Annotated in this window: 29 protein-coding genes; 12 read left to right on the top strand and 17 right to left on the bottom strand. The window is 59.9% G+C overall.

Annotation, left to right across the window (positions count from 1 at the left end):
* Positions 1-108 precede the first annotated feature (108 nt).
* Positions 109-909 carry a c-type cytochrome gene (locus AC3ITY_RS08790; RefSeq protein WP_489310802.1) on the top strand — a complete coding sequence of 267 codons (801 nt, stop codon included), beginning with the start codon at positions 109-111 and terminating at the stop codon, positions 907-909.
* Between the two features lie 118 nt (positions 910-1,027).
* Here AC3ITY_RS08790 and AC3ITY_RS08785 read toward each other — a convergent pair whose 3' ends face one another.
* From AC3ITY_RS08785 to AC3ITY_RS08740, 10 genes are all read right to left on the bottom strand, one after another.
* The gene (locus AC3ITY_RS08785; RefSeq protein ID WP_150758897.1) at positions 1,028-1,837 is read right to left on the bottom strand and encodes a transglutaminase family protein; all 810 of its coding nucleotides are present in this window, start codon (positions 1,835-1,837) and stop codon (positions 1,028-1,030) included.
* Positions 1,834-2,784, bottom strand: coding sequence for an alpha-E domain-containing protein (locus AC3ITY_RS08780; protein ID WP_223459062.1), 951 nt, complete (start codon positions 2,782-2,784; stop codon positions 1,834-1,836). Before AC3ITY_RS08780 ends, AC3ITY_RS08785 begins: the two co-directional genes overlap by 4 nt.
* 12 nt (positions 2,785-2,796) lie before the next feature.
* Positions 2,797-4,206: a circularly permuted type 2 ATP-grasp protein gene (locus AC3ITY_RS08775; RefSeq protein WP_007988088.1), complete on the bottom strand. Its 1,410-nt coding sequence runs from the start codon at positions 4,204-4,206 to the stop codon at positions 2,797-2,799.
* A 366-nt stretch (positions 4,207-4,572) separates the two neighbouring features.
* A complete protein-coding gene (locus AC3ITY_RS08770) occupies positions 4,573-4,917 on the bottom strand; it encodes a ribonuclease E inhibitor RraB (RefSeq protein WP_489308460.1) in 345 nt (114 codons plus the stop codon).
* Positions 4,918-5,127: 210 nt separating this feature from the next.
* A complete protein-coding gene (locus AC3ITY_RS08765; RefSeq protein ID WP_489308459.1) occupies positions 5,128-5,361 on the bottom strand; it encodes a hypothetical protein in 234 nt (77 codons plus the stop codon).
* A 140-nt stretch (positions 5,362-5,501) separates the two neighbouring features.
* Positions 5,502-6,377 (bottom strand): polyamine aminopropyltransferase, encoded by an 876-nt coding sequence (speE, locus tag AC3ITY_RS08760; protein WP_489308458.1) that lies wholly within the window; start codon positions 6,375-6,377, stop codon positions 5,502-5,504.
* A gap of 160 nt (positions 6,378-6,537) precedes the next feature.
* On the bottom strand, positions 6,538-6,729 hold the full coding sequence (locus tag AC3ITY_RS08755; protein ID WP_085716868.1) for a PLD nuclease N-terminal domain-containing protein: 192 nt from the start codon (positions 6,727-6,729) through the stop codon (positions 6,538-6,540).
* Positions 6,730-6,809: 80 nt separating this feature from the next.
* Entirely contained in the window at positions 6,810-7,340 is a 531-nt protein-coding gene (locus tag AC3ITY_RS08750; protein ID WP_489308457.1) for a hypothetical protein, read from the bottom strand.
* A gap of 264 nt (positions 7,341-7,604) precedes the next feature.
* Positions 7,605-8,123: an ankyrin repeat domain-containing protein gene (locus AC3ITY_RS08745; protein WP_223459068.1), complete on the bottom strand. Its 519-nt coding sequence runs from the start codon at positions 8,121-8,123 to the stop codon at positions 7,605-7,607.
* A gap of 97 nt (positions 8,124-8,220) precedes the next feature.
* Positions 8,221-10,059 (bottom strand): long-chain-acyl-CoA synthetase, encoded by a 1,839-nt coding sequence (locus AC3ITY_RS08740; protein WP_489308456.1) that lies wholly within the window; start codon positions 10,057-10,059, stop codon positions 8,221-8,223.
* Between the two features lie 370 nt (positions 10,060-10,429).
* Between AC3ITY_RS08740 and AC3ITY_RS08735 the strand changes: the two genes are divergently transcribed.
* Positions 10,430-10,708, top strand: coding sequence for a DUF3509 domain-containing protein (locus tag AC3ITY_RS08735; RefSeq protein ID WP_046042946.1), 279 nt, complete (start codon positions 10,430-10,432; stop codon positions 10,706-10,708).
* Between the two features lie 125 nt (positions 10,709-10,833).
* Here the strand turns inward: AC3ITY_RS08735 and mtnC are convergent, their stop codons facing one another.
* From mtnC to aroC, 5 genes are read right to left on the bottom strand one after another with little or no spacing between them, the layout of a single operon-like run.
* Positions 10,834-11,517: an acireductone synthase gene (gene mtnC / locus AC3ITY_RS08730; protein ID WP_489308455.1), complete on the bottom strand. Its 684-nt coding sequence runs from the start codon at positions 11,515-11,517 to the stop codon at positions 10,834-10,836.
* Between the two features lie 4 nt (positions 11,518-11,521).
* Positions 11,522-12,067, bottom strand: coding sequence for a 1,2-dihydroxy-3-keto-5-methylthiopentene dioxygenase (locus tag AC3ITY_RS08725; RefSeq protein WP_489308454.1), 546 nt, complete (start codon positions 12,065-12,067; stop codon positions 11,522-11,524).
* A 20-nt stretch (positions 12,068-12,087) separates the two neighbouring features.
* Positions 12,088-12,708 (bottom strand): methylthioribulose 1-phosphate dehydratase, encoded by a 621-nt coding sequence (locus AC3ITY_RS08720; RefSeq protein ID WP_489308453.1) that lies wholly within the window; start codon positions 12,706-12,708, stop codon positions 12,088-12,090.
* Complete coding sequence (locus tag AC3ITY_RS08715) at positions 12,705-13,856, bottom strand: MFS transporter (protein ID WP_489308452.1); 1,152 nt, start codon at positions 13,854-13,856, stop codon at positions 12,705-12,707. Before AC3ITY_RS08715 ends, AC3ITY_RS08720 begins: the two co-directional genes overlap by 4 nt.
* A gap of 29 nt (positions 13,857-13,885) precedes the next feature.
* A complete protein-coding gene (gene aroC / locus AC3ITY_RS08710; protein WP_489308451.1) occupies positions 13,886-14,977 on the bottom strand; it encodes a chorismate synthase in 1,092 nt (363 codons plus the stop codon).
* Between the two features lie 83 nt (positions 14,978-15,060).
* Here aroC and AC3ITY_RS08705 point away from each other — a divergent pair, with 83 nt between their 5' ends.
* Positions 15,061-16,059, top strand: coding sequence for an alpha/beta hydrolase (locus AC3ITY_RS08705; protein ID WP_489308450.1), 999 nt, complete (start codon positions 15,061-15,063; stop codon positions 16,057-16,059).
* 88 nt (positions 16,060-16,147) lie between these two features.
* Positions 16,148-16,939, top strand: a complete 792-nt coding sequence (locus AC3ITY_RS08700) for a hypothetical protein (protein ID WP_489308449.1) — start codon at positions 16,148-16,150, stop codon at positions 16,937-16,939.
* A 124-nt stretch (positions 16,940-17,063) separates the two neighbouring features.
* On the opposite strand, the gene prmB is transcribed toward AC3ITY_RS08700, so the two are convergent.
* Entirely contained in the window at positions 17,064-17,972 is a 909-nt protein-coding gene (gene prmB, locus AC3ITY_RS08695) for a 50S ribosomal protein L3 N(5)-glutamine methyltransferase (protein ID WP_008048406.1), read from the bottom strand.
* Positions 17,973-18,210: 238 nt separating this feature from the next.
* Between prmB and AC3ITY_RS08690 the strand changes: the two genes are divergently transcribed.
* The 5 genes from AC3ITY_RS08690 to AC3ITY_RS08670 all read left to right on the top strand — a co-directional run bounded on the left by AC3ITY_RS08690 (position 18,211) and on the right by AC3ITY_RS08670 (position 20,987).
* Positions 18,211-18,801 carry a cysteine hydrolase family protein gene (locus AC3ITY_RS08690; RefSeq protein ID WP_046042958.1) on the top strand — a complete coding sequence of 197 codons (591 nt, stop codon included), beginning with the start codon at positions 18,211-18,213 and terminating at the stop codon, positions 18,799-18,801.
* Between the two features lie 131 nt (positions 18,802-18,932).
* Positions 18,933-19,253: a hypothetical protein gene (locus AC3ITY_RS08685; protein WP_489308448.1), complete on the top strand. Its 321-nt coding sequence runs from the start codon at positions 18,933-18,935 to the stop codon at positions 19,251-19,253.
* A gap of 77 nt (positions 19,254-19,330) precedes the next feature.
* Complete coding sequence (locus tag AC3ITY_RS08680) at positions 19,331-19,888, top strand: Smr/MutS family protein (protein ID WP_489308447.1); 558 nt, start codon at positions 19,331-19,333, stop codon at positions 19,886-19,888.
* A gap of 77 nt (positions 19,889-19,965) precedes the next feature.
* Positions 19,966-20,511, top strand: a complete 546-nt coding sequence (folE, locus tag AC3ITY_RS08675; RefSeq protein WP_003204506.1) for a GTP cyclohydrolase I FolE — start codon at positions 19,966-19,968, stop codon at positions 20,509-20,511.
* A 104-nt stretch (positions 20,512-20,615) separates the two neighbouring features.
* Positions 20,616-20,987, top strand: a complete 372-nt coding sequence (locus AC3ITY_RS08670; RefSeq protein ID WP_489308446.1) for a glutathione S-transferase N-terminal domain-containing protein — start codon at positions 20,616-20,618, stop codon at positions 20,985-20,987.
* Positions 20,988-21,155: 168 nt separating this feature from the next.
* Here AC3ITY_RS08670 and AC3ITY_RS08665 read toward each other — a convergent pair whose 3' ends face one another.
* On the bottom strand, positions 21,156-22,322 hold the full coding sequence (locus tag AC3ITY_RS08665) for an aminotransferase-like domain-containing protein (RefSeq protein ID WP_489308445.1): 1,167 nt from the start codon (positions 22,320-22,322) through the stop codon (positions 21,156-21,158).
* A gap of 82 nt (positions 22,323-22,404) precedes the next feature.
* Between AC3ITY_RS08665 and AC3ITY_RS08660 the strand changes: the two genes are divergently transcribed.
* The 3 genes from AC3ITY_RS08660 to AC3ITY_RS08650 all read left to right on the top strand — a co-directional run bounded on the left by AC3ITY_RS08660 (position 22,405) and on the right by AC3ITY_RS08650 (position 25,287).
* Positions 22,405-22,851: a MarR family winged helix-turn-helix transcriptional regulator gene (locus AC3ITY_RS08660; protein WP_489308444.1), complete on the top strand. Its 447-nt coding sequence runs from the start codon at positions 22,405-22,407 to the stop codon at positions 22,849-22,851.
* 315 nt (positions 22,852-23,166) lie between these two features.
* Positions 23,167-24,516: an NCS2 family permease gene (locus AC3ITY_RS08655; RefSeq protein ID WP_489308443.1), complete on the top strand. Its 1,350-nt coding sequence runs from the start codon at positions 23,167-23,169 to the stop codon at positions 24,514-24,516.
* A 144-nt stretch (positions 24,517-24,660) separates the two neighbouring features.
* Positions 24,661-25,287 carry a LysE family translocator gene (locus tag AC3ITY_RS08650; protein WP_489308442.1) on the top strand — a complete coding sequence of 209 codons (627 nt, stop codon included), beginning with the start codon at positions 24,661-24,663 and terminating at the stop codon, positions 25,285-25,287.

Below are 25,287 nucleotides of genomic sequence, written 5' to 3'. Positions count from 1 at the left end.
CAGTTTTTGCATTGCCACTATCAAAATGTGACTGGCCCGCTACCCGGGCCAGCGTGGCTGTGCCAATCTTTGCGGCACTTGCACGACAGGGACGGCGATCACTTGAAAATGCTCATTCTGCTCGGGGCCATGCTGTTCGGCTCGCCCTTGTATGCCGCACAGCTGAACCTGGAGCTGGGCGCGAACAGTCGCACCTGGCAGACCGAGCAATTGCTCAAGCATCCCCAGGTTCAAACCATTAACATCAGCAACGACGTTTCCTACAAGCGGGACATGAGTTACCGCGCCGTGCCGCTGTCCGCACTGCTGACCGGCATCAAGCCTGGAGACCATCTGCAAGCCGTGGCCCTGGATGGCTTTGCCGCCGAAATGACCGCGGCACCGTTGCTCAATACCCAGGGGGCACAGGCGTGGCTGGCGATTGAAGACCCGGCCAAACCCTGGCCACCGTTATCCGAAGGCAAGCCCGGCGCCGGGCCGTTCTATCTGGTCTGGAGCAACCCGCAGGCCGGCAACATCAGCCCCGAACAATGGCCGTTCCAGGTGGCGAGCATCAAACGCCTGGCGCCCGTGGCCGAGCGCTTTCCCGCCCTGCTGCCCGATCCGGCGTTGAAGGCGGATGATCCGGTAAACAAGGGATTTGCGATATTCCAGAAGAACTGCCTGGCCTGCCACCGACTCAATGGCGCCGGTGACGCGCAGTTCGGGCCGGACCTGAATATTCCGTACAACCCGACCGAGTATTTCGGTGCGGACTTCCTCAAGCGCTACATCCGCGATCCACAGAGTTTGCGCCAGTGGCCGCAGGCGAAGATGCCCGGGTTCTCGGCCGAGGTGTTGCCGGATGGGGATCTGGGGATGCTGGTGGGGTATTTGAAGCACATGACCGGGCGCAAGGTGAAGCCGTGATGCATTTACCTGTAGGAGCGAGCCTGCTCGCGATAGCGGTGTGTCAGCCAGCGAAGTATTGACTGACATGACGCCATCGCGAGCAGGCTCGCTCCTACAGGGTTCGGCGGTGTTTCCGTTATTGCTGTTGCACCGAGATCACCGGCGCCGGCGTCGGTGAAACCAGCACCTTGGCGTGCATCTGCTCACACCCGCCGCCCCGGCGCATTCCGCGCACCGGGCAGGCATCCAGGTAGTCCAGGCCCACCGCCAGCTTCAGGTGACGCTCCGGCCGGGCCAGTTCATTGGTCACGTCGAAGCTGTACCAGGCGTCATCCAGCCAGGCTTCGGCCCAGGCGTGGCTGGCCAAGTGTTCGCTGTTTTCGCTGTACAGATAGCCCGACACATAACGCGCTGGAATGCCCAGGCTGCGGGTGCAGGCGAGAAACGCGTGGGTGTGGTCCTGACACACGCCGGAGCGTCCGGCAAAGGCCTGGGCGGCGCTGGTGTCCACTTCCGTGGAGCCCGGCGTATAGGTCATATGCTGGTTGAGGCCATGCATCAGATCGATCAACGCCGTGCGATCGCGGCGTTGCTTGCATTCCTTCTCGGCGAACGCCCGCAGGGCGGCGTCGGCTTCGGTCAAACGGGTGAAGCGCAGAAACGGCAATGCAGACTGGCTCTCGTGCTCGGCCTCACGCCATTCGTCGATATCGACCTGGCCACGGGCACCGATGATGATCGCCTCATGGGGCTCGTCCATGGTCAGCACATGCAGGATGTTGCCGAACGGATCAAGTTGCGCCCGCACCGGACGCGGCAGGTCGAGCTGCCAGCTAAGTACGTGCTGGCGTTCGCTGTCGTGGGGAGTCAGGCGCAGATACTGGATGCTCGCCCGCACCTTGTCTTCGTAGTGATAGGTGGTCTCGTGGCTAATGGAAAGTCTCATGCGGCCTCCAGATAAGAACTGTGAATCGCGTTACCCAACTGGCGCACCAGCGGGATGAACTCGGTGAGCCAGGCGTGCAGGCCTTCTTCGAGAATTTCTTGGATGCCGGTGTAGCGCAGGCGTGCGTCCATTTCTGCCGCCAGGCGTTGTGCGGGACGACCATTGGCCCCCGGTAATTGCGCGAGGATCAGGTCGATTTCTTCGGTGCAGGCACGCAGGGATCGCGGTACATCGGCCCGCAGCAACAGCAATTCCGCCACATGCCGGGCACCAGGGGCGTCGCGGTAGATTTCCGTGTAGGCCTCGAACGACGACAACGCCCGCAACAACGCGCTCCATTGGTAATACGCGTGAGCGGTGCCATCGCTGACCGCTTCGGCCTGATCACCGGCCATTTCGTAGCGGGCATCGAGCAGGCGCAAGGTGTTGTCCGCCCGTTCGATAAAGGTCCCCAGACGAATGAAACGAAACGCATCGTTGCGCATGATGGTGCCGTAGGACGCGCCCCGGAACAGGTGGGAACGTTCCTTGATCCACTCGCAGAAACGACTCATGCCGTAGCGACTGAGGCCCTGTTCGGCAATACCGCGAATTTCCAGCCAGGTGGCGTTGATGTTTTCCCACATGTCGGCGGTGATGCGCCCACGCACCGCATGGGCGCTGGCCCGTGCGGCACCGAGGCAGCTGTAGATGCTCGCCGGGTTGGCCGCATCCAGGGCGAAGAAATGCAGCAGCCGTTCGGCATGCAGTTCGCCATGGCGCTCCAGGTAATCGTCCAGGGTGCCGGTGATCAACAGCGGCATGGCCAGTTCGTGCAAACCGTCGCCACGACCGTCTTGCGGCATCAGCGACAGCGAATAACTGATGTCGAGCATCCGCGCGAGGTTTTCCGCCCGCTCCAGGTAACGCGACATCCAATACAAATCCGAGGCAGTTCTACTTAACATGACAGGCTTCCTTTAATCCTCGACCACCCAGGTGTCCTTGGTTCCGCCGCCCTGTGAGGAGTTGACCACCAGGGAGCCTTCGCGCAGGGCGACGCGGGTCAAACCGCCGGGCACGACCCGGGTTTCACGACCTGACAATACAAACGGCCGCAAGTCGATGTGGCGTGGCGCAATGCCGTTTTCGACAAAGGTCGGACAGGTCGACAGCGACAGCGTCGGTTGCGCGATATACGCATGGGGCTTGGCGATGATCCGCGCGCGGAAGGCTTCGATTTCCGCCGCCGTCGCCGCCGGCCCCACCAGCATTCCGTACCCGCCGGAGCCCTGGGTTTCCTTGACCACCAGTTCTGGAAGATTGGCCAGCACGTGGGAAAGCTCAGACGGATTACGGCATTGCCAGGTCGGCACGTTCTTCAGGATCGGTTCTTCGTCCAGATAGAAACGGATCATGTCGGTCACGAACGGATACACCGATTTGTCATCCGCCACCCCTGTGCCGATGGCATTGGCCAGCACCACGTTGCCGGAACGGTAGGACGACAACAGCCCCGGCACGCCGAGCATCGACTCCGGGTTGAAGGCCAGGGGATCGAGGAAGGCGTCGTCAAGGCGACGATAAATCACGTCGACCGCTTTCGGCCCGTCGGTGGTGCGCATGTAGACCTTGTCGTCACGCACGAACAGGTCCGCGCCCTCCACCAGTTCCACACCCATTTCCCGTGCGAGAAACGCATGTTCGAAGAACGCGCTGTTGAAGCGCCCCGGCGTCAGCACCACCACGCTCGGATTATCGATCGGGCTTGAGCTTTTCAGGGTGTCGAGCAACAGGTTCGGGTAGTGGTCGATGGGGGCGATGCGTTGCGCCGCGAACAACTCGGGGAACAGGCGCATCATCATCTTGCGATCTTCGAGCATGTAGCTGACGCCACTCGGTGTTCGCAGATTGTCTTCGAGCACGTAGTAGGTGCCATCGCCGTCGCGCACCAAGTCGACGCCGGAGATGTGCGAATAGATATCGCGGTGCAGATCCAGGCCCTGCATCGCCAACTGGTACTGCTCGTTGGCCAGCACCTGCTCGGCCGGAATGATGCCGGCCTTGATGATGCGCTGCTCATGGTAGAGATCGGCGAGGAACATGTTCAACGCCTTGACCCGCTGAATGCAGCCACGCTCAACAATCCGCCATTCGCTGGCGGGGATACTGCGGGGGATGGTGTCGAAGGGAATCAGGCGCTCTGTCCCTTGCTCATCACCGTAGAGCGTGAAAGTAATCCCGGCGCGATGAAACAGCAGATCGGCCTCGCGTCGCCGTTGTGCCAAAAGCTCGTCAGGCGTTTCGGCCAGCCAACGGGCAAACTCCCGATAATGCGGGCGGACCTGGCCGCCGGCATCGTACATCTCATCAAAATAGGTGCGGATCATGCCGTACTCCTTGTCTCTCGGACGTCCAGACCTTCGCAAGGCCCGTGCCATCGGCATAAACGCTTAAATTTCAATCGGTTGGATAATCAAGACACACGCACCGCACCAATCCTGTGCGGTAAATGCCCCAACCTGATCGCCCCCGCTTCATTGCAAGGCGTAGTGGTCGCCTATCACCAGCATAGTCAGAGTTGATTTCACTGCCCGGCAGTCGCTGGGGATAATTCATGCATTCGCTGGAAAACCTGCCGATCTCCCCTTATAGCCGCCTGCCCAGGCGGCTTTTTTTCCTTTCTGCAACGTGCTGAAACGAAAACGGCCAACCCGAAGGTCAGCCGTCATTGCTGGTTGTCACTGTTCATAAGGTTATGCGAGTCGCCCTCGTACCTCCTGTTTCACACCCCAGCCTTCGATGATGCCACCCAACGGCTCGACCACTGCTTCGAAACCCTGTTCGAAGTCGCCGATGTCGTCGTAGGTGGCATACATGACCTTGCACAACTCCAGCGCCCAGGCGCCATCGTCGCGCACACTGATTTGCGCATCCAGGGCTTCACCACGGTGGAAATGACCTGCCGCCCTGCGTGCCCGCTCCTCGTCCGGGAAAATGGCGTAGAACTCGATGGGATGAAACCGCGAAAAGTCAAAACCGCCTTCTTTCATGCGGCGCAACACGCTGCTGCTGATGTCTTCTTGATAGGCTGTGCTCATGAAACGTCCTCCTCAAAACGATGGATAGACTTTCCGTACTCCCTCACCCGCAACCGAACAGCGCGAGCGACGGCAACCGATGTGCCGGCGGGAAACAAGCATGGAGCTGACAAGACCAGACCTTAGCGATTCATTCGCTGATCTCGCTTGCAGAGTAGCCTTAAGATAGAGCCTCTGCCAAGGCCTGGATGTGAATGCGACAGGTGCCGTTCAGATTGGAGTAATGCCGAGGATTTGAATGCTGTTCTGGGACTTGAGCTCTTTGACGCACGCATCAGTGGTCCGCCCTTCCAGATCGTTCAGATCCAGTTCGGCAGCGACAGGAAGAAGACGGGCCTTGATGAGTTTGGCGGCACGCTCGTAGTCCGGGCGCTCGGTGCACTCAAAGACTTCGTTGATGGTTTCGCCATGATCATCCACGAAAGTGACTTTCCACTTTTGCATTGGTGCCTCCTCGATAAAACCCATGGATGGGCTTACCTCTATCTCGACCTTGTTAGCAGGCTAATTGTTCCGCCTTGTTCCGCCGCAATTCAATGTGGGAGCGGGCTTGCTCGCTCCCACAGGTTTTGTGTTTCAACCCATCAATCGTTACTTGGTTTGTTCACCGCCTGCAACACGTATTGTGGCAAGGCGAAGGCGCCGATGTGGATTTCAGGATTGTAGTAGCGGGTGATGATGCCGCTGCCCGTGAAGCGCTGTTGCAGGGTTTCGCGGGACAACTTGCGATAAGCGGTATTGGTGGCGCCCCAGGCGAAGGTCATCGAACCGCCGATGTAGGTCGGCACGGCGGCCTGGTAGAAGTGCCAGTCCGGAAACAGGCTGCGCAGGCGACCGGCGGTGGTCTTCACTTCTTCGATCTGCATGAACGGCGTGCCGTTCTGGGTCACCAGGATGCCGCCTTCGTTCAGGCAGCGGTGGCAGGCCTGGTAGAAGTTTTCCGAGAACAGCACTTCGCCCGGTCCGATCGGGTCGGTGGAGTCGGAAATGATCACATCGAATTTTTCAGTGGTGGTGGCGACGAAACGCATGCCGTCGTCGATCACCAGGTTCAGGCGTGGATCTTCGAATGCACCTTTGGAGTGGTTCGGCAGGAATTCCTTGCACATGTCGACCACGGTACCGTCGATCTCGACCATGGTGATGTGCTCGACACTGCGGTGCTTGGCCACTTCACGCAACATGCCGCCGTCGCCGCCGCCGATGATCAGCACGCGCTTGGCAGCGCCGTGCGCCAGGATCGGCACGTGGGTGAGCATTTCGTGATAGATGAACTCGTCGGCTTCGGTGGTCTGGATCACACCGTCCAGCGCCATCACCCGGCCCATGCGCGGGTTTTCGAAGATCACCAGGTGCTGGTGCTCGGTGCGCACTTCGTGCAGCAGTTTTTCCATGCGAAAACGCTGGCCGTAGCCTTCGTAGAGGGTTTCCAGGTAGTCGCTGGTCGGGGTATTGCTCATGGGAAGTGCTCCGATGAATGCGGGTGGCAACGGACGGTTACCCGCCCATGATGGCCAATCGAGCGTCTCGATTGCCCGGGAAAGGCGCGCATTCTACGTCGCGGAACATGACAGGTCGAACCTTCGTCATCGAAGTACCCACAGGTTCAGTGACGCTTGTTCAGAATTTGACGTTGCCACGCGGTCCGGCGATGGCCCAGATGATCAGTCCCAGTACCGGCAACAGCGCGATCAACAATACCCAGAGGATTTTCATCCCGGTCTCGGCGCTACTTTTGAACACGTTGATGATGGCCCAGATGTCCAGGACAAAAATGATCAAGGCAACCAGGCTGTTGAACGTGGAACCCATGGTGACGCTCCCAAAGAGTGATATGCCCCCTCAGGATAGACGGTCGCCGCGAGGATTCCTTTTTATTGACAGTGTCTGGATCAGACGTGGATCGCCACTTTCAGCGCTTCCAGGGATGGCGCGGCTGCGATGCCGACTTCTGCGCACAATTCCAGCACCCGTGGCAGGTCATTGCCGTAGACCAGGACCACCTGCAGCTCGTCATCGAGCAACTGGCTGAAGTTCATCAGCGTGTAGCCACCGCTTTCCTTGTTCATGCTGCTCATCTGCACCTGGATGCGGTTGAGCGCGGTCAGGGCTTCGGTCTTGGCCAGTTGCTTGGGCTTGAGATTGAACTCCACCCCCGGGCCGAACGAGGCGACGATCTGGGCGAACAGGTCCATGTAGGTGTCAGCCTGGAACAGCACCGTTTCCGGCAGGCTGCCGACCACCACCCACTCACCCAGCGGGATCGGGAAGGTTTCGTCGTAGTTGATGTCCGGATTGGCGGTCAGAAAAGCCTCGGGATCGGCGTAGGCCTGGGCCGCTTCGTCTGAGACCTTGAGGATTTCGTCTTCGCCCATGCACCCGGAGCTGATTTTGCTGATGAGTTCGACGAGTGCGGCTTTCATGGGGAGGATCCTGTAGCGAGGTGAATTTTGAGGGCGCGAAGGATAGCGCATTTCCATGACCGATAACTTGAAGCAGGCACTAACTTGTGGCGAGGGAGCTTGCTCCCGCTGGGTCGCGAAGCGGCCCCAAAATCAGACAATGCGATTCGTCAGACTTACCGCGCCGAATGGTTTTGCGACTGCTGCGCAGTCGAGCGGGACGGTGCGGCGGTCCGACAAGCTCCCTCGCCACAATGGGGATTACCAGCCTCAAATTAGTCGATATCAGCCAATCAGCTTCTCAAGCTGCGCAACGGTATCGGAAGCGCCCATGGTTTTAGCCGCCTCCAACGCAGTGATGCCATTGGCGTCCTTGGCTTTCGGGTCGGCGCCCTTGCTGATCAGGTAATCGACCACTTCGACGCGGTTGAACATCGCCGCCATCATCAGCGCCGTGCGGCCATCGAAGGACGAGCCTTCAACCTGCGCGCCGCCGTCGACCAAGGCCTTGATCACCGCGAGGTCGCCCTTGAAGGCGGCGCCGGCAATCGGGCTCTGGCCGTTGTCGTTGCGGATCTCCGGATCGGCCTTGTGCTCGAGCAGGACTTTTACCGTGTCCACATGACCGTGATACGCGGCCAGCATCAGCAAGGTATCGCCCTTGTGGTTACGCAGGTTCGGCGGCAAACCCTTGGTCAGCAGCGCGGCCATCATCGCCGCATCGCCCTCCCGTGCCTTGTTGAATACCTGTTCGGTGAATTCGGCGGCTTCTTCGGGGGTCATCTGGCGGCTTTTGTCTGACATTGGGCACTCCCTTTTCTGTCATTCGTAAAAGCCGACAGTTTCCCGAGCGCCCCCGGCACTGTCACTTGTTTTTTCTCATGGGCCGCCATAGCCAGATTCAATAGCGGTACTTGCCGCCGTGAATGTCGGACAACAACCGCTCCGTGACCTGCACGTAAGTCTGCGTCCCCGGCAGCCAGGCATAGATCGGGTCATCTCCGGTTTTACCCGGGTCGAAGGCCTCGTCCTTGAGTCGGGTCTTCTGATATTTGAACGTCCCGGTGGTTTCCATTTTCACTTTCACCCTCAGGAACAATGGCACCGCATAGGCCGGCATTTGCTCGCGGGCGAAGGCCAGCAGCTCACTGAAGTCCAGGGTTGCCAGGGATTCGGCCGGGGTAATCGCCGCCATCCCGGCCCGGCCATTGGTGTTGCGGATTTCCACGCCATAGGCCACGGCTTCGGAAATGAGAGGGTGTTGCAGGAGGATGTTTTCAACCTCCGTGGTGGAGACGTTTTCGCCCTTCCAGCGGTAGGTATCACCCAGGCGGTCGACAAACTGCGCATGCCCAAAGCCGATGTTGCGCAACAGGTCGCCGGTGTTGAAGTAGCGGTCGCCCTTTTCGAACACATCCTGAAGCACGACCTTGGCGGTTTTCTGCGGGTCGGTGTAGCCGTCCAGGGGTGCCTTGTCGTCGATTTTTGCCAGCAACAACCCCTGCTCGCCCTTGGCGACCTTGCGCATCAGGCCGTTGGCCTGACGAATCGGCGCGCCGCTGTCATGGTCGTACGCGACCAGCTCCCAGGACATCAGGGAAAAACCAATGGTGTTGTCGAAATTGAGAATGTTGGTGAAACCGATATTGCCGTCGCTGGCGGCGTACAGCTCACAGATGTGATTGACCGCAAAACGGGTCTTGAACTCGTTCCAGGCGCCGGGACGCAAGCCGTTGCCGATCATTTTCTTCACATCGTGCCGGCTGTCGTCGGCGCTGGACGGTTGATCGACCAGGTAGCGGCACAGTTCGCCGACATAACCGATGGTGGTCGCCCGGTACTTGCGCGCGTCGTTCCAGAACTGACTGGCGCTGAATTTGCGGCGGATGGCGAACCCGCTGGCACCACTGACGGCCGAACCCCAGCACACACAAAGGCCCGTGGCGTGGTACAGCGGCAAGGTGCAATAGACGACATCGTCGGGGCGCATGTCCAGGGCGATCATGCCGAAGCTCGCAGTGCTGCGCATCCAGCGTCCGTGCTTGAACACGCCAGCCTTGGGCAGCCCTGTGGTGCCCGAGGTATAGATATAAAAGCAGGGATCGTCGAAGAAAACCTGCCGGCTGCTGGCCGGGTTGTCGCTGGCGTCGTCGAGACTGACGGTCATCAGGTTGATGAAACCTTCAGGCGCGATACCCGGTTGGCGAGAGGTGTCCTGATCGGCGACGAACCAGGTTCGGTCAGCCTTGATCGACACCCGATCACGCACCGCCAGGTACGCCGGGACCAACTCCTCACCGACAATAATGGCCACCGGCGCCACCAGATTCACACTGTGCACCAGGGTGTCGCGAGTCTGCGAGGTATTGAGCAGCGCACTGATCGCGCCGACCTTGGCCACCGCCAGAATCGTCACCAGCAGTTCCGGGCGGTTCTCGATGAAGACCGCCACCACATCACCCTTGCCGATGCCTTGGCCGATCAGGTGATGGGCGATGCGGTTGGCCCATTGGTTGACCTCGGAGTAACTGAGCGTTACGTCGCCTTGCAACAGCGCCGGGCCATCCGGGTTACGCAACGTGGCTTGCTCGAAACACCAGCCCAAACCACACGCTTGGGTCGGGTCCTTGACGTTGGCGGCCTTCATGCCTTTCACCACCCGGGGGATGGCCTTGGCGATGGAAGGCAGCTTACGGAGCATCATGCTCCAGGTAATCGTGTCGTTCGACGTGCGACTCATGATGCTCCCGTTCGATCTTTTTATTGTCGGGCTGCGATGACTGAGCCCGAAAATACGTCAACGGTTCTTGAGCTGTACACGCGGTTTTTGAAATGTTTTGTATCTACGATCTTGATCCGCGATCTTGATCTGCGATTGATACAGGGCCAATCGTGAACCCCCGCACACGCAATGGTTCCATCGAAGCGCCGAGCGACCGCGCAAAATGCAGGATGCACGATGGCCGTTCATGCAGAATGCACGAAAGCAAAAATCACCACAGATACTAACTAGTTGTTTTATAAGGTTATTTACAAACAACCAAGGCTGGCACAATCACTGCAACCCTCTCCGTATGCTTGCCATTCAAGAGCCAACGGAGCTGAAAGACATGAACCTGATTCAGGAAAAATTTTCGTCCCTGTTCTCCAACTTCGAAGTCACCACCCAGGCCCGTCCTGACGGTGGGATCCTGCTGACCCTGAGCGGCGGCGAAGGCAAAGTGTTCAAGCGCTCGATTTCCTACCAGCAATTGCACAATGGCGACCAACTGACGTGGGTCATCAGCGCGATTCGCCGCGACCTCGCCGAACAAGCCAGTGAACTGCCGCAGATTTCCATGCTGCAGAGCCAGCAACGGTTTGCCCTGCCGACCTATCACTCGCTGTAAAAAACATTGTGGAAAAAAACACTGTAGGAGCGAGCCTGCTCGCGATAGCGATCTGTCATTCAACATTGATGTTGACTGACACTCCGCAATCGCGAGCAGGCTCGCTCCTACAAGTTGTGTAGTGCTTAGAAGGCAGCAGGATCGATCCGCGCAAAACTGTCCACGGTGATATGCCCTGCCAGTTCGCCGCCCTCGCGGGCCAGCCCGCAGGTGGCCATCCCGGCCATGCGCGCCGCGTCGAGTTCTTCGACGATGTCCGACAGGAACAGAATCTGCCCCGCCTCAATGTTGATCGCCTGGGTGATGTTGGCGTAGGACTGCGCCTCGCGCTTGGGGCCCGAAGTGGTATCGAAATAGCCATTGAACAGCGGCGTCAGATCCCCCGCCTCCGAGCAGCCGAAGATCAACCGCTGGGCCTGGATCGAGCCGGACGAGTAAACAAACAGTTGAAAGCCGTCCTGATGCCAGCGCTTGAGCGCTTCAACGGCGTCCGGGTACACGTGCCCCTTCAACTGCCCGGCCTGATAACCCTGATCCCAGACCATGCCCTGCAACGCTTTCAACGGCGTGGCCTTGCGGTCCTCAGCGATCCAACCCAATAGGATCTCGATGACCCGCTCGACGTCGGCGTCCGGTTCGTTGCTGTCGCGGCGCACGGCAGCCAGTTGCTCCGCCACATCGGCGCGTTCGGCTTGCTGACGGACAAACGCCGGCAAGTGTTTGGCGGCATAGGGGAACAGCACGTCGAACACAAAACTCACCGCGCTGGTGGTGCCTTCGATGTCGGTGAGAATCGCTTTGATCGGCATCGACTCAGTCCTCCAGGCGCGGGAATTGGCTGGCGATGTCTTCGCCGGTGAAATTGGCCACCCAGCCTTCCGGGTTGTTGAACAGACGGATCGCGACGAAATGCGGATGCTCGCCCATGTCGAACCAGTGTTTGGTGCCGGCCGGCACCGAGATCAGGTCGTTTTTCTCGCAGAGCACCGCGTAGACGTAATCGTCGATGTGCAGGGTAAACAGGCCACGGCCGGCGACGAAAAATCGTACTTCATCTTCGCCGTGGCGATGTTCGTCGAGGAACTTGGCACGCAGTTCGGCTTTTTGCGGGTGATCGCTGTTGAGGCTGATCACGTCGACAGTGACGTAACCGCGCTCGGTCATCAGCTGGTCGATTTGCGCCTGGTAGGCGGCGATGACTTCTTCCTGAGTGGCGCCCGGCTGGATCTTCGCCGCCGCTTGCCAGCGGTCGAAACGCACGCCCTGCTCGGCCAGGGTCGAGGCGATGTCTTCGAAATGGGTCAGCACCTTGTTGGGGATTTCAGGGCTGGAGACGTGATAGACGGACAGGCTGCTCATCAGGGCAACTCCTTAACGGTTCATGCTTTAAAGAGCGAGCGCATCTTCAACTCGCACTCGAACAAAAATTCAAAGGCCTCGATCTGCCGCAGGGCATCGCTCATGCGCGCGCCCCAGGTGTACAGGCCATGACCACGGATCAGGTAGCCGACGCAATCGGGATGGGCGTCGAGCCAAGGCTGCACCTTGGCGGCCAGGCGCGCAATGTCCTGGTCGTTGTCGAAAATCGGCACCCGTACCCGGGATTCGTGGGTCGTCACACCGCTGAAGGCCTTTTGCAGTTCGTAGTCTTCGAACTCGATGAAGTCTTGCTGCGTCAGGCGCGACAACACGGTGGCGTTCACCGAGTGGGTGTGCAGCACCGCACCGATTTCCGGGCGCCAGCTGTAGAGCTGGGTGTGCAGCAGGGTTTCGGCGGACGGTTTCTTACCCGGCTCCAGGCTGTTGCCTGACAGGTCAGTGACCAGCACATCGTCCATGCCCAGTTGCCCCTTGTGCTTGCCGGACACGGTCAGCAAGGCTTCGGTCGGCGACAGGCGGGTCGAGTAATTGCTGCTGGTGGCCGGCGACCAGCCGCGGCCATACAGAAAACGCCCGGCGTCGATGATTTCCTGGGCGAGTTGTTCACGGGTAAGGCTCATGGCCTGTCCTCTTGCATACGTGTGGCAATGATAACGGCAGCCGCGACGGCTGCGAGACTGGCAATACTAAATGTCCACGCCGCGCCGAGGGCATTCCAGCTGTAGCCGGAATACAACGCGCCCAACGCACCGCCGGTGCCGGCCAATGCGGCATACAGCGCCTGACCCTGGCCTTGCTGGCGCGCACCGAAGCTACGTTGCACGAATGAAATGGCAGCGGCGTGAAAGCTGCCGAATGTCGCCGCGTGCAGCACTTGGGCAAACAGCAATACCCAAAGGAATTCGGCCAACGACCCGAGTAGCAACCAGCGTAGCGCCGCCAGCAGAAAACTCGCCATCAGCACCCGGCGCAGGGAAAACCGCGCGAGGATCTTGCTCATGGCCAAAAACATCAAAACTTCAGCGACCACGCCGACCGCCCAGAGCATGCCGATCACTCCCCGGCTGTAACCCAGGTGCTCAAGGTGCAAGGTCAAGAACGTGTAATACGGCCCGTGGCTCATCTGCATCAGCGCCACACAGCCGTAAAACGCCAGCACGCCGGGGCTGCGCAATTGCTTGAGGAATCCCTCCCCCGCCACCCGGGTGCCCGGCGCCGGTTGGGCATTGGGCACCCACAGGCTGCTCAGGACGATACCGGCCAGGATCAACACCAGCGCCGCCGGGTAAATATCCAGGCTCAACCATTCGAACAAGCGCCCGAGCACAACCACGGTGATGATAAAACCGATCGAGCCCCACAGGCGAATCTGGCTGTAGCGTGAAGTCTGCCCTTGCAAGTGCGCCAGGGTGATGACTTCGAACTGCGGCAACACCGCGTGCCAGAAGAACGCATGCAAGGCCATGACCATCGCCAGCCAGGCGTAGGTCTTGCTGACGAAAATCAGCGAAAAGGTCAGCAGCGTGCACACCGCGCCAAAGCGCACGATGGCCAGCCGCCGACCGGTGTAGTCGCCCAGCCAGCCCCAGATGTTCGGTGCCACGCAGCGCATCAGCATCGGGATCGCCACCAGCTCGCCGATGCGCGCAGCGCTGAAACCCAGGTGATCGAAGTACAGCGCCAGAAACGGCGCTGTCGAACCGAGCAAGGCGAAATAGAACAGATAGAAACTGGAGAGCCGCCAGTACGGGAGCGCCGCTGCCGCCATCAGACGGCAGCGACCATGAAGTCAGCCATTTACAGCTGACCCAGCACCGGCGTGCTCACACGCACATCGGCGTTCTGCCCACGGTGACGCAGCAGGTGATCCATCAGCACGATGGCCATCATCGCCTCGGCAATCGGCGTGGCGCGGATGCCCACGCACGGATCGTGACGGCCCTTGGTGATCACTTCCACCGGGTTGCCATGGATGTCGATGGAACGGCCCGGTGTGGTGATGCTCGACGTCGGCTTCAGCGCCAGGTGCGCAACGATGGGCTGACCGGAGGAAATGCCGCCGAGAATGCCGCCCGCGTTGTTGCTGAGGAAACCTTGCGGGGTCATTTCATCGCGATGCTCGGTGCCACGCTGGGCGACGCTGGCGAAACCGGCGCCGATTTCCACGCCCTTGACCGCGTTGATGCTCATCAGCGCATGGGCCAGTTCGGCGTCGAGGCGGTCGAAGATCGGCTCGCCCAGGCCCGGCATCACGCCTTCGGCAACCACGGTGATTTTCGCGCCGACCGAATCCTGGTCGCGGCGCAACTGGTCCATGTAGGCTTCCAGTTCCGGCACCTTGTCCGGGTCCGGGCTGAAGAAGGCGTTCTGCTCGACCGACTCCCAGGTCTTGAACGGGATTTCAATCGGCCCCAGCTGGCTCATGTAGCCGCGAATGACGATGCCCTGGCTGGCCAGGTATTTTTTCGCAATCGCACCGGCCGCGACGCGCATCGCGGTTTCGCGGGCAGAGCTGCGGCCACCGCCGCGGTAGTCGCGCTCGCCGTACTTGTGGTGGTAGGTGTAGTCGGCGTGGGCCGGGCGGAACAGATCCTTGATCGCCGAGTAGTCCTTGGACTTCTGGTCGGTGTTGCGGATCAGCAGGCCGATCGGGCAGCCAGTGGTGCGCCCCTCGAACACGCCGGAAAGGATTTCGACTTCGTCGGCTTCCTGGCGCTGGGTAGTGTGGCGGCTGGTGCCGGGCTTGCGGCGGTCCAGGTCACGCTGCAGATCCTCCAGGGATATCTCCAGCCCCGGCGGGCAGCCATCGACAATGGCGACCAACGCCGGGCCATGGCTTTCGCCCGCGGTGGTGACAGTGAACAGCTTGCCGTAGGTATTGCCGGACATGCAGGACGCTCCGTGAAATGAACCTGAATACGTAATGCGCGCCAGTATACGCAGGCTACCCAAGTAGTTCATCCTCGAACCTTATGGGTGCCTGTGAGTCCAACCGGCATCTTCTTGATGATGGCGCGATGATGCTGCGAGTTCTAGCCTTGAGCCTTACCCTGATTTCCGGCTTCGCCCAAGCGACCGTCCTGCAACGACCGATCACATTGGATACCGGCACAGGCGAGCTTTTCGGCTCGCTGTTGCTGCCAAAGTCCGACAATCCAGTGCCGGTTGTGCTGATCATTTCCGGTTCCGGCCCTACGGACCGTGACGGAAACAACACCGACGGCGGACGCAATGACAGCCTCAAGCGCCTGGCCTGGGTGCTGGCCAAACACAACATCGCCAGCGTGCGCTACGACAAGCGCGGCGTGGCCGCGAGCCTGGCGGCGACCCCGGATGAACGCAATCTGACGGTGGACGCCTACGTGGCCGATGCCCAAGCCTGGGGCCGCAAGCTCAAGACCGATCCGCGTTTCGGCCAACTGATCGTGCTGGGTCACAGCGAAGGCGCCTTGATCGCCAGCCTCGCTGCGCCGGGCATCGATGCCGACGCGGTGATTTCTGTCTCGGGTAGCGCAAGGCCAGTGGATCAGGTCATTCGCGAGCAACTGGGCAATCGCCTGCCGCCACCGTTGATGCTGCGCAGCAATGAATTGCTCGACAGCCTCAAGGCCGGGAAACCCGACGACAATGTGCCGCCACCCTTGCAGACGATTTTCCGCCCGAGCGTGCAGCCTTATCTGATTTCCCTGTTCCGCCAGGACCCGGCCGCAGCGTTTGCCAAGCTGAAAATGCCGGCGCTGATCATCCAGGGCAGTAACGACATCCAGGTCGGCGTCAATGACGCAAGACTGCTCAAGGCGGCCAAACCGGACGCCGAACTGGCGTTGATCGAGGGCATGAACCACGTCATGCGCATCGTGCCCAGCGACGTCAAACGCCAACTGGCCTCCTATAAGGACCCGCAGTTGCCCCTGGCGGCGGAACTGGGCACGCGAATCATCGGTTTTATTGACGGACTTCGCGCCAGTTAACCTCCAGTCTTGAAGAAAACGGCCGATAAGCCTTTGTCGCCAGCACATTGCTTGGCGACAAGCTGAGCTTGGACAGGATCTCGCCGTTATGACTGACACCCAGACTTCACCCGACACCAGCGCTGAAAAAGACGCACCGCCAGCGGTCGAACTGCCCTGGGCGGACGTCCACGTCGAGCACCACAAGATGCTCCGTCTGGCGCCGCTGCAGACTGACCGCAACACCGGCGGGCGCCCGTTGCGTTTTGTCGAATTAGGCTATGCCGAGCGCAATGACAAGGCGCACAGCCTGATGCGCATGAGCATCACCCTGCCCGGCCAGCGCGTACGCAAGGAACAAAATCATCTGGACGTGTGGGTCGATCACGCCGAAAAACGCGTGCATTTCGGACCGCAAAGCGGATTGCAGATTGAACCGCTGAACCGTGGCATCGGCCGCTACATGGCAGCTCAGGGCATCAACTGGGCGAAGAAGCGCTGGCCGACCTATACCGTCGACGGCTTTGACCTGAACAACAAGGATGCGCTGAACGAAGACACCCGCCTGCGCCGCGATCATTTTTTGCGCGTGCACGGTTTCGACGTGGTGTATGCCGATGCCCAGCATTTGAAAGGCAGCGTCAAGCCGGTCAAGGTCGGCGACCTTTCTGGCGACTGGAACAGCGAAAAACTGCAGGTCGTGGAAATCCTCGAGGCGGCGCAGATGCTCCAGCAAGCCGAGCAGAACCTGGCCGAGCAGGAAGTCAAACTCAAGAAACACGAAGAGAAAGTCAGCAAATACAAACGCGAAGACGCCGGGCTGCGATTCACCATCACCTGCCTGGTGGCGTTTGCGGTGTTTCAGGCGGGGCTGTTGATCTGGATTGCCACGCACCGTTGATCGGCGGTGCGGCCATTACTTGTAGGAGCGAGCTTGCTCGCGATGAACCTGAGAGCGATGTGTTTATCCTGAAAACACGCGTTATCGTTAACGCCCATCGCGAGCAAGCTCGCTCCTACAAGGGTTAAACGCGAGAAGCAAACAACGCCTGATGCTCACGGCATTGCTGCGCGCTCAGCATGAACACACCATGGCCGCCACGCTCGAACTCCAGCCAGGCGAAGTCGACTTCCGGGTACAACGCCTCGACGTGCACCTGGCTGTTGCCCACTTCGACAATCAGCAAGCCCTTCTCGGTCAGATGATCCGCCGCCTCGGCGAGCATGCGCCGCACCAGGTTCAAACCGTCATCACCGCAGGCCAGGCCCAGTTCCGGTTCGTGCTGGTATTCGTCCGGCATGTCGGCGAAATCTTCCGCATCGACGTAGGGCGGGTTCGACACGATCAGGTCGAAACGTTGTCCCGGCAAGCCTTCGAAACCGTCGCCCTGCACCGTGTACACACGCTCATCGACACCATGGCGCTCGATGTTCTGATTGGCCACTTCCAGTGCTTCGAACGACAGGTCCGCCAACACCACCTCGGCATGCTGGAACTCGTAGGCGCAGGCGATACCGATGCAACCGGAACCGGTGCACAGGTCGAGAATCCGCGCCGGCTCGGTAGCCAGCCACGGAGTAAAACGGTTTTCGATCAACTCGCCGATAGGAGAACGCGGGATCAGCACACGCTCGTCGACGATGAACGACATGCCGCAGAACCAGGCCTCGCCCAGCAGATACGCGGTAGGCACCCGCTCTTCGATGCGGCGCTTGAGCAAAAGCTGCAGGTGAACCACTTCGTCTTCTTCCAGATTGCAGTCGAGGTAGCTGTCGGCGATTTCCCACGGCAGGTGCAGCGCGCCCAACACCAATTGCCGGGCTTCGTCCCAGGCGTTGTCAGTGCCATGGCCGAAAAACAGATCCTCCCCATGGAAGCGGCTGACGGCCCAACGAATATGGTCACGCAGGGTGCGAAGGCGGGAAGTGATCACGACGGCAAACTCCAGAAAAATCGACGGGCGATTCTAGCAGTCAAACGACGTCAAGACGACGCGGGAAACTACCGATTCAAATGTAGGAGTTATCCATTTTTCCCCCAGGCTATTGAACAAAATGTGACTATTGACAAGGCTACAGGCCAGCAACGACGGCACCTACGATCGTAGCGATTCACAGAACCGCTCAGCCAGAGGACAATGGCGCAAAAGCCCCACTCCAAGGAGCCCCAGAATGTCTGTTCCAAAAACGATGTTTCAACTCAGCGGCCGCGGTTATGCAGCGGCCAATCTGAGCCATGCCACGCTGGTCATCATCGATGCCCAGAAAGAATACCTCAGCGGTCCCCTGGCCCTGAGCGGCATGGATGAAGCTGTCGCGAACATCAAGCAACTGCTCGCCGCTGCCCGCGCTGCCGGCCGGCCGATCGTGCATGTCCGCCACCTCGGTACGCTCGGCGGGTTGTTCAACCCCCAGGGCGTAGGTGGTGAGTTCATTCCGGGCCTGGAGCCACAGAGCGATGAAACCGTCATAGGCAAATTGTTGCCAAGCGCTTTTCACGGCACCGAACTGGCAAAACGCCTGGAAGACCTCGGCGCCCTTGACCTGATCGTCTGCGGCTTCATGAGCCACTCCAGCGTCAGCACCACGGTGCGCGCCGCCAAGAACCTGGGCTTCCGCTGCACCCTGGTGGAAGACGCCTGCGCCACCCGTGACCTGCCTTACAAGGGCGGCGTGCTCAGTGCCGCACACGTTCATCAGACGGAAATGGCGATCATGGGCGACAACTTCGCCACCCTCGCGCTGACCCGTGAACTGATCTGATCGACGCTCAATGAGCGGCCTGATACGCCGCTCATCCGCAAAAGCCTCTCATTAGCCGTAATTGTCTTAGCCTCAGGAACATCCCGGTCAACTCCCGGTCGAAGGGCCGATACCCATTGAGGAAGGTCGGAATGAAGTTATCCGATGGTTTTGACGCTCGCCGCTTGCGGCCAAAAGGCCAAAGCAACTGGCGTTTTCGAATCGGCGCGACGTTCGCGGCGTTGCTGGCTATGTGCGGCGTGTTGCTCGCCATGGCCGGTGCCGCCAGCCTGCTCGGCCACGCACCCGCCCTGGGTGAATTGAACACCAGCCGCACCGGTGCCGCCGTGATCCTGGCCATCGGCCTGTTCGTGCTGTACCTCGGTGTCTGGCTATGGCGCCGTTGCCGTCGTCGCTCGCGGCAGTCGCAGGAACTGGCCATGTCCCCGCACCTGATGAAAAAACACGACTGAGCCAAGCGTCGCGCGCGTTTTGTCGCGCCCGATTCGCTTCGAGTTGGGTAAACTGGCCGCCCTTCGCGGAGGCTGACATGCAAGACGACGATTTTTCCCTGTTCAAAAGCGCGATCCAAGGCGTCAAGCCGATCAAGCATGATCGCGCCGAAACCGGCAAACCCAAGGCTGACCGCACGCAGATTGCCAAGCTGCGTCAAGCGGCCACCGTGCGCACCGAATCCACCACCGTCGACGGGCTGTCCGATCAGTTCGTCATCGACGTCGGCCCTGAAGACGAGCTGATGTGGGCCCGCGATGGCGTGCAGGAAAGCCAGATGCGCAAGCTCAAGATCGGACAGATTCCGTTCGAAGGCAGCCTCGACCTGCACGGCATGAGCGTGGAAAAGGCCCGGGAAACCCTCTGGGCATTTTTGGCTGAAGCCACCAAATTCGAAATCCGCTGCGTGCGCGTCACCCATGGCAAGGCCGTGCGCCTGGACGGCAAGCGGCCGATGATCAAAAGTCACGTCAACACCTGGCTGCGCCAGCATCCACAGGTACTCGGCTTCACTTCGTGCCAGGCGAAACATGGTGGTGCCGGCGCGGTTTATGTGATGCTCAAACGCACCATGATGGAAGGTCGCGACGAGTAAAGCTGACGCGCCGCGCTTGCAGCGTCGTGTCCGTCACCGTACCCTTGCCCTTTGCGTAAAATACCACAGGTAGTTTCATGTCCCTGGAACAGAATTACACGGCGATCCTCGGCCAGCTCGGCGAGGACGTTTCCCGCGAAGGCCTGCTCGACACGCCAAAACGTGCCGCCAAAGCCATGCAGTACCTCTGCCGCGGCTATGAACAGACACTGGAAGAGGTCACCAACGGTGCCCTGTTCAGCTCCGACAACAGCGAAATGGTGCTGGTCAAGGACATCGAGTTGTACTCGTTGTGCGAACACCACCTGCTGCCGTTCATCGGCAAGGCGCATGTTGCCTACATCCCGAGCGGCAAGGTTTTGGGCCTGTCGAAGGTCGCGCGAATCGTCGACATGTACGCCCGCCGCCTGCAGATCCAGGAAAACCTCAGCCGCCAGATCGCCGATGCGGTCCAGCAGGTCACCGGCGCCCTGGGCGTTGCGGTGGTGATCGAGGCCAAGCACATGTGCATGATGATGCGCGGTGTGGAAAAGCAGAATTCGTCGATGATCACCTCGGTGATGCTCGGTGAGTTCCGCGAGAACGCCGCGACCCGCAGCGAATTCCTCAGCCTCATCAAGTAATTCGCGGCACGAAGAAAACCGGCATTCATCGCCGGTTTTTTTTCGCCCGAGAAAAATCAGGTAAGCTGCGCGCCTTTCTTTATTCACACCGTGAGGCTTTCAACGTGTTCGTAAAAGCGCTTCGTGTCGGCCTTGGCCAACTGATCATCTTCATCGACTTTATCACTCGCCCAAACAAGAAAAAGCGCCCCGCCGCTGCTCAGGCTCAAGTCGAATCCGCCGCCAAGGGTCTGACCCTGTATCAATTCCACGCCTGCCCGTTCTGCGTGAAAACCCGCCGCACCCTGCGTCGCCTGAATGTGCCGGTGGCACTGCGTGATGCCAAGAACAACGAAGAGGACCGCCAGGCCCTGCTGGAACAAGGCGGCAAGATCAAGGTGCCGTGCCTGCGCATTGAAGAGAATGGTGAGACCACCTGGATGTATGAGTCCAAGGTGATCATTGATTATCTGGACAAGCGTTTCGCGGCGGCCTGATTTGTCTGTGGTGTTTTGACTGACGCCATCGCGAGCAAGCTCGCTCCCACAGTGGATTTGTGGCGCTCCCAAAACCTGTGGGAGCGAGCTTGCTCGCGATGAGGCCACTACTGTCACCACAAATCTCCAGGCAAAAATAAACCGGCCCTTGCGCCGGTTTATTTGTTTTCAGGCCGCTTGCGCCGCCTGCGCCTGTCGCACCACCGCCGCCAATCGCTTGAGGCCTTCATCCAGTCGCGCCGGATCAATGTGGCTGAAGTTCAACCGCAGATACCCCGGATGGTTATCCGGCTCGGGGAAGAACGGTTCCCCTGGCATGAACGCCACGTCGTTGGCTAGCGCGGCATTGAGCAAGGTGCGGGTGTCTTGCGGCTGCTTGAGTTTCATCCAGAAAAACAGCCCGCCCTGCGGCACGTTCCAGTCCGCCAGATCCGAGAAGTGAGTTTCCAGCGCAGCCTGAAACGCATCCCGACGCCCCCGATAAAAGTCGCGCAACTCACTACGGTGTTGCTGATATTTCTCGGTGCCGATCCATTGCAGCGCCTGCCACTGGCCGACCCGATTGGTGTGCAAATCCGCCGACTGCTTGAGTTTCAACAGATGTGGAAACAGGTCCGGGCTGGCGATCAGGTAGCCGACACGCAAACCCGGCAACAGGGTTTTCGACACGGTGCCAGTGTAGATCCAGCTGGCCTTCTTCAAGCGACTGACAATCGGCGTGGCGCTGCCACCGTCAAAGGTCAGCTCGCGGTAAGGCTCGTCTTCAATCAGCGTCACGCCAAATTCATCGAGCAACGCTGCCACCGCATCGCGCTTGCCTTCGCTGTACCGCACGGCCGATGGGTTCTGGAAAGTCGGGATCAGGTAGATGAAAGCCGGGCGGTGTTGTTCCAGACGCGAGCGCAATTGCGCCAGGTTCGGGCCGTCGGCCTCCAGCGGCACGGTCAGGCAATCGGCGCCGAACAGCTGGAAAATCTGCAACGCCGCCAGATAAGTCGGCGCTTCGAGCAGGATTTCGGTGCCCTTGTCGATGTACAGCTTGGCCGCCAGGTCGAGGGTCTGCTGTGAGCCGCTGACCACCAGCACCTGGCTCGCCTCGCAGGTCACTCCCAACGCTCGCGCCTCGGCAGCCAGCGCTTCGCGCAGTGTCGGTTCGCCTTCGCTCATGCCGTATTGGCCCATGGAAACCGGCATCTCGGCCCAATCGACTTTTGGCAGCATCGCTTCGGCCGGCAGACCTCCGGCAAACGACATCACCTGCGGACGCTGGGCCGCGGCGAGGATTTCACGGATCAAAGAACTTTTAAGGCGTGAGACACGTTCGGAAAAAGCCATGGGGATCACCGGTAGCGAGGCATGTGAAAAATGAGTCAAACTTGTTGACCGAAATTACGCCTCCCCGAACGGATACGTCAATATGCTTGACCTTAAAAACCCGCTTTCCCAGCAGCAGGCCATGGAAGCGTTTTTCTTCGGCTACCAGGCCTTCACCGCCAAGGCCGATGAAATGCTCGAACGTCGCGGCCTGAGCCGGGTGCATCAGCGCATCGTGTTTTTCATCGCCCGCTATCCGAACCAGAGCGTGAAGGAGCTGTTGGCGTTGCTCGGTGTGAGCAAGCAGGCGCTGAACATGCCGTTGCGGCAATTGTTGGAGATGCATCTGGTCGAGAGCGTTGCGTCCGAAACCGACAAGCGCAAGCGCCTGCTGGAGTTGACCGCCGAAGGTGCGCGGTTTGAACAGGCGCTGCGGCGCGAGCAGGTGAAATTGCTGGAGCGGGTGTTTGCCGAGGCTGGGGAGACGGCGGTGAATGGGTGGCTGGCGGTGAATCTGGCACTGGGGAAAAGTCATTCGCAGGCTGAATGAGAGTTTGCCTGATGAACGTGCATTGGCTGATCAGCCCCCTTCGCGAGCAGGCTCGCTCCCACAGTTGAGCGCATTTTCATGTGGGAGCGAGCCTGCTCGCGAAGGCGTCGGAACCGTCGATATATCCCTATCGCCAAACTTTTCGTCTACAAAATCAAAAACATTATTTGCTTTATTTGTATACAAAAGCATAATCCACTTCGTGCGAGTTCCTGACCAAGCGGTCAACAAATTCGCAAGTGCCTCAAAGGGCCGCTGCCACCCTCATGGGTCCGGCCCTGGAAATAACAATAAAACTCTTGAGGAGTATTCGCTGTGGAAAGCCGCAAATCCGAAGCATCGACGCTGGATCTCTCGCCGCCATTACGCAATGGCTTGCTGGAGCGTCTGTTCAAACTCAGCTTGCACGGCACCACGGTGAAGACCGAGCTGATTGCCGGTCTGACAACCTTCATCACCATGGCTTACATCATTTTCGTCAACCCCAACATCATGGCCGACGCCGGGATCGATCACGGTGCGGCGTTCGTCGCCACCTGCATCGCCGCGGCACTCGGTTGCCTGTTGATGGGCCTGTACGCCAACTGGCCAGTCGGCCTGGCACCGGGCATGGGGCTGAACGCCTTCTTCACCTACACCGTGGTCGGCACCATGGGCTACAACTGGGAAACCGCCCTCGGCGCGGTGTTTGTGTCCGGTGTGTTGTTCATGATCCTGACCTTTTCGCGGATCCGCGAATGGCTGCTCAACAGCATCCCGGTCAGCCTGCGCTTCGCCATGGGCGCCGGCGTGGGTCTGTTCCTGGGGCTGATCGGCCTGAAAACCGCGGGTATCGTCGTCGATAGCCCGGCCACGCTGATCAAGCTCGGTTCCCTGCGCGAACCCGGCCCGCTGCTCGCCGCCGTGTGCTTCCTGATGATCGCCATCCTCAGCTATCACAAGGTGTTCGGCGCGATCCTCATCAGCATCATCACCGTGACCCTCGCTGGCTGGGGTCTGGGCCTGGTGCACTACGAGGGCATCATGTCGGCTCCACCGAGCCTCGCCCCTACCTTCATGGCCATGAACGTCGCCGGCGTGTTCAACGTCAGCATGATCAGCGTGGTCCTGGCGTTCCTCTTCGTACACATGTTCGACACCGCCGGTACCTTGATGGGTGTTGCCCAGCGCGCCAACCTGGTGGGCGCTGACGGCAAGATTGAAAACCTCTCCCGCGCAATGAAAGCCGACAGTGCTTCCAGCGTGTTCGGTGCGGTAGTCGGCGTTCCGCCGGTCACCAGCTACGTGGAAAGTGCTGCCGGTGTCGCGGCAGGTGGTCGGACTGGTCTTACCGCAGTGACCGTAGGTGTGCTATTTATTGCAGCCATGTTCTTCGCACCACTGGCCGGGATGATTCCTGCCTATGCAACCGCAGGTGCACTGATTTATGTAGCGATGTTGATGATGGGCGGCATGGCCCACATCGAATGGGACGAAGCGACCGACAGCATTCCGGCGATCGTTACCGCAATCATGATGCCGCTGACCTTCTCGGTCGCCGACGGTATCGCGCTGGGCTTCATCACCTACGTGGCGCTGAAGGCCGGCACCGGCAAGTACCAGGAAATTTCCGTAAGCCTGTGGGTGCTCTGCGCGATCTTCATCGCCAAGTTCATCTTCTTGTAGGAGCGAGCTCGCTCGCGAAGGTCGTTAACGATAACGCGTACTTACCGGGTTGAATCCATAGTCGGAGCGCTGCCCGGACCAAGCGCGCCACAGCAAACAGCCTCACCCCGTCGGGTGGGGCTTTTGTACAAATGGAGGAAAGTGATGAGTCTGGAAACCTGGCTGCTGTTCAGCGGCGCTGCGCTGATAGTGATCCTGATCCCGGGGCCGCTGTCGTTGCTGATGATCAGCAACAGTCTGAATTACGGCCTGCGCCGCTCTTACCCGGCCTTTCTTGGCGGCGTGTCGGCGTCGATCTGTCTGCTGAGTGCTTCGGCGCTGGGCTTGGGTGCGTTGCTGCTGGCGTCGGAACAGCTGTTCAGTGCTCTGAAGATTCTTGGCGCCCTTTACCTGTTCTACCTCGCCTGGCAGAGCTGGCAGCAGTCGCGCCTGCCTTCCCACGGCGCTGAAGTGCCACAGGCTGCGCCTGTGCCACGCTTTCGTGCGCTGTTCGGGCGTGCGTTCATGCTGGGCGCGAGCAACCCGAAAGACATCCTGTTCTTCGCCGCTTTCCTGCCGCAGTTCCTGAGTGCCGAACAGCCGTTCCTGCCACAACTGCTGGTGATGATTGCGACCTGGACCATGCTGGATCTGCTGTGCAAATTGGCCTACGGCCTCGGCGCCCATGGTGCGGCGCGGTATCTGCGCAGCGGCAAGGGCCAGAGCTGGTTTAACCGGATCAGTGCGGGGTTGTTTGGTGGTGCGGGTGCAGCGTCCCTGCTGAGCCGTTAA

The sequence above is a fragment of the Pseudomonas sp. GL_091 genome (assembly GCF_057837725.1).
The sequence above is the reverse complement of the archived record's forward strand: the minus strand, read 5'-3'. Positions and strand labels throughout refer to the sequence as shown.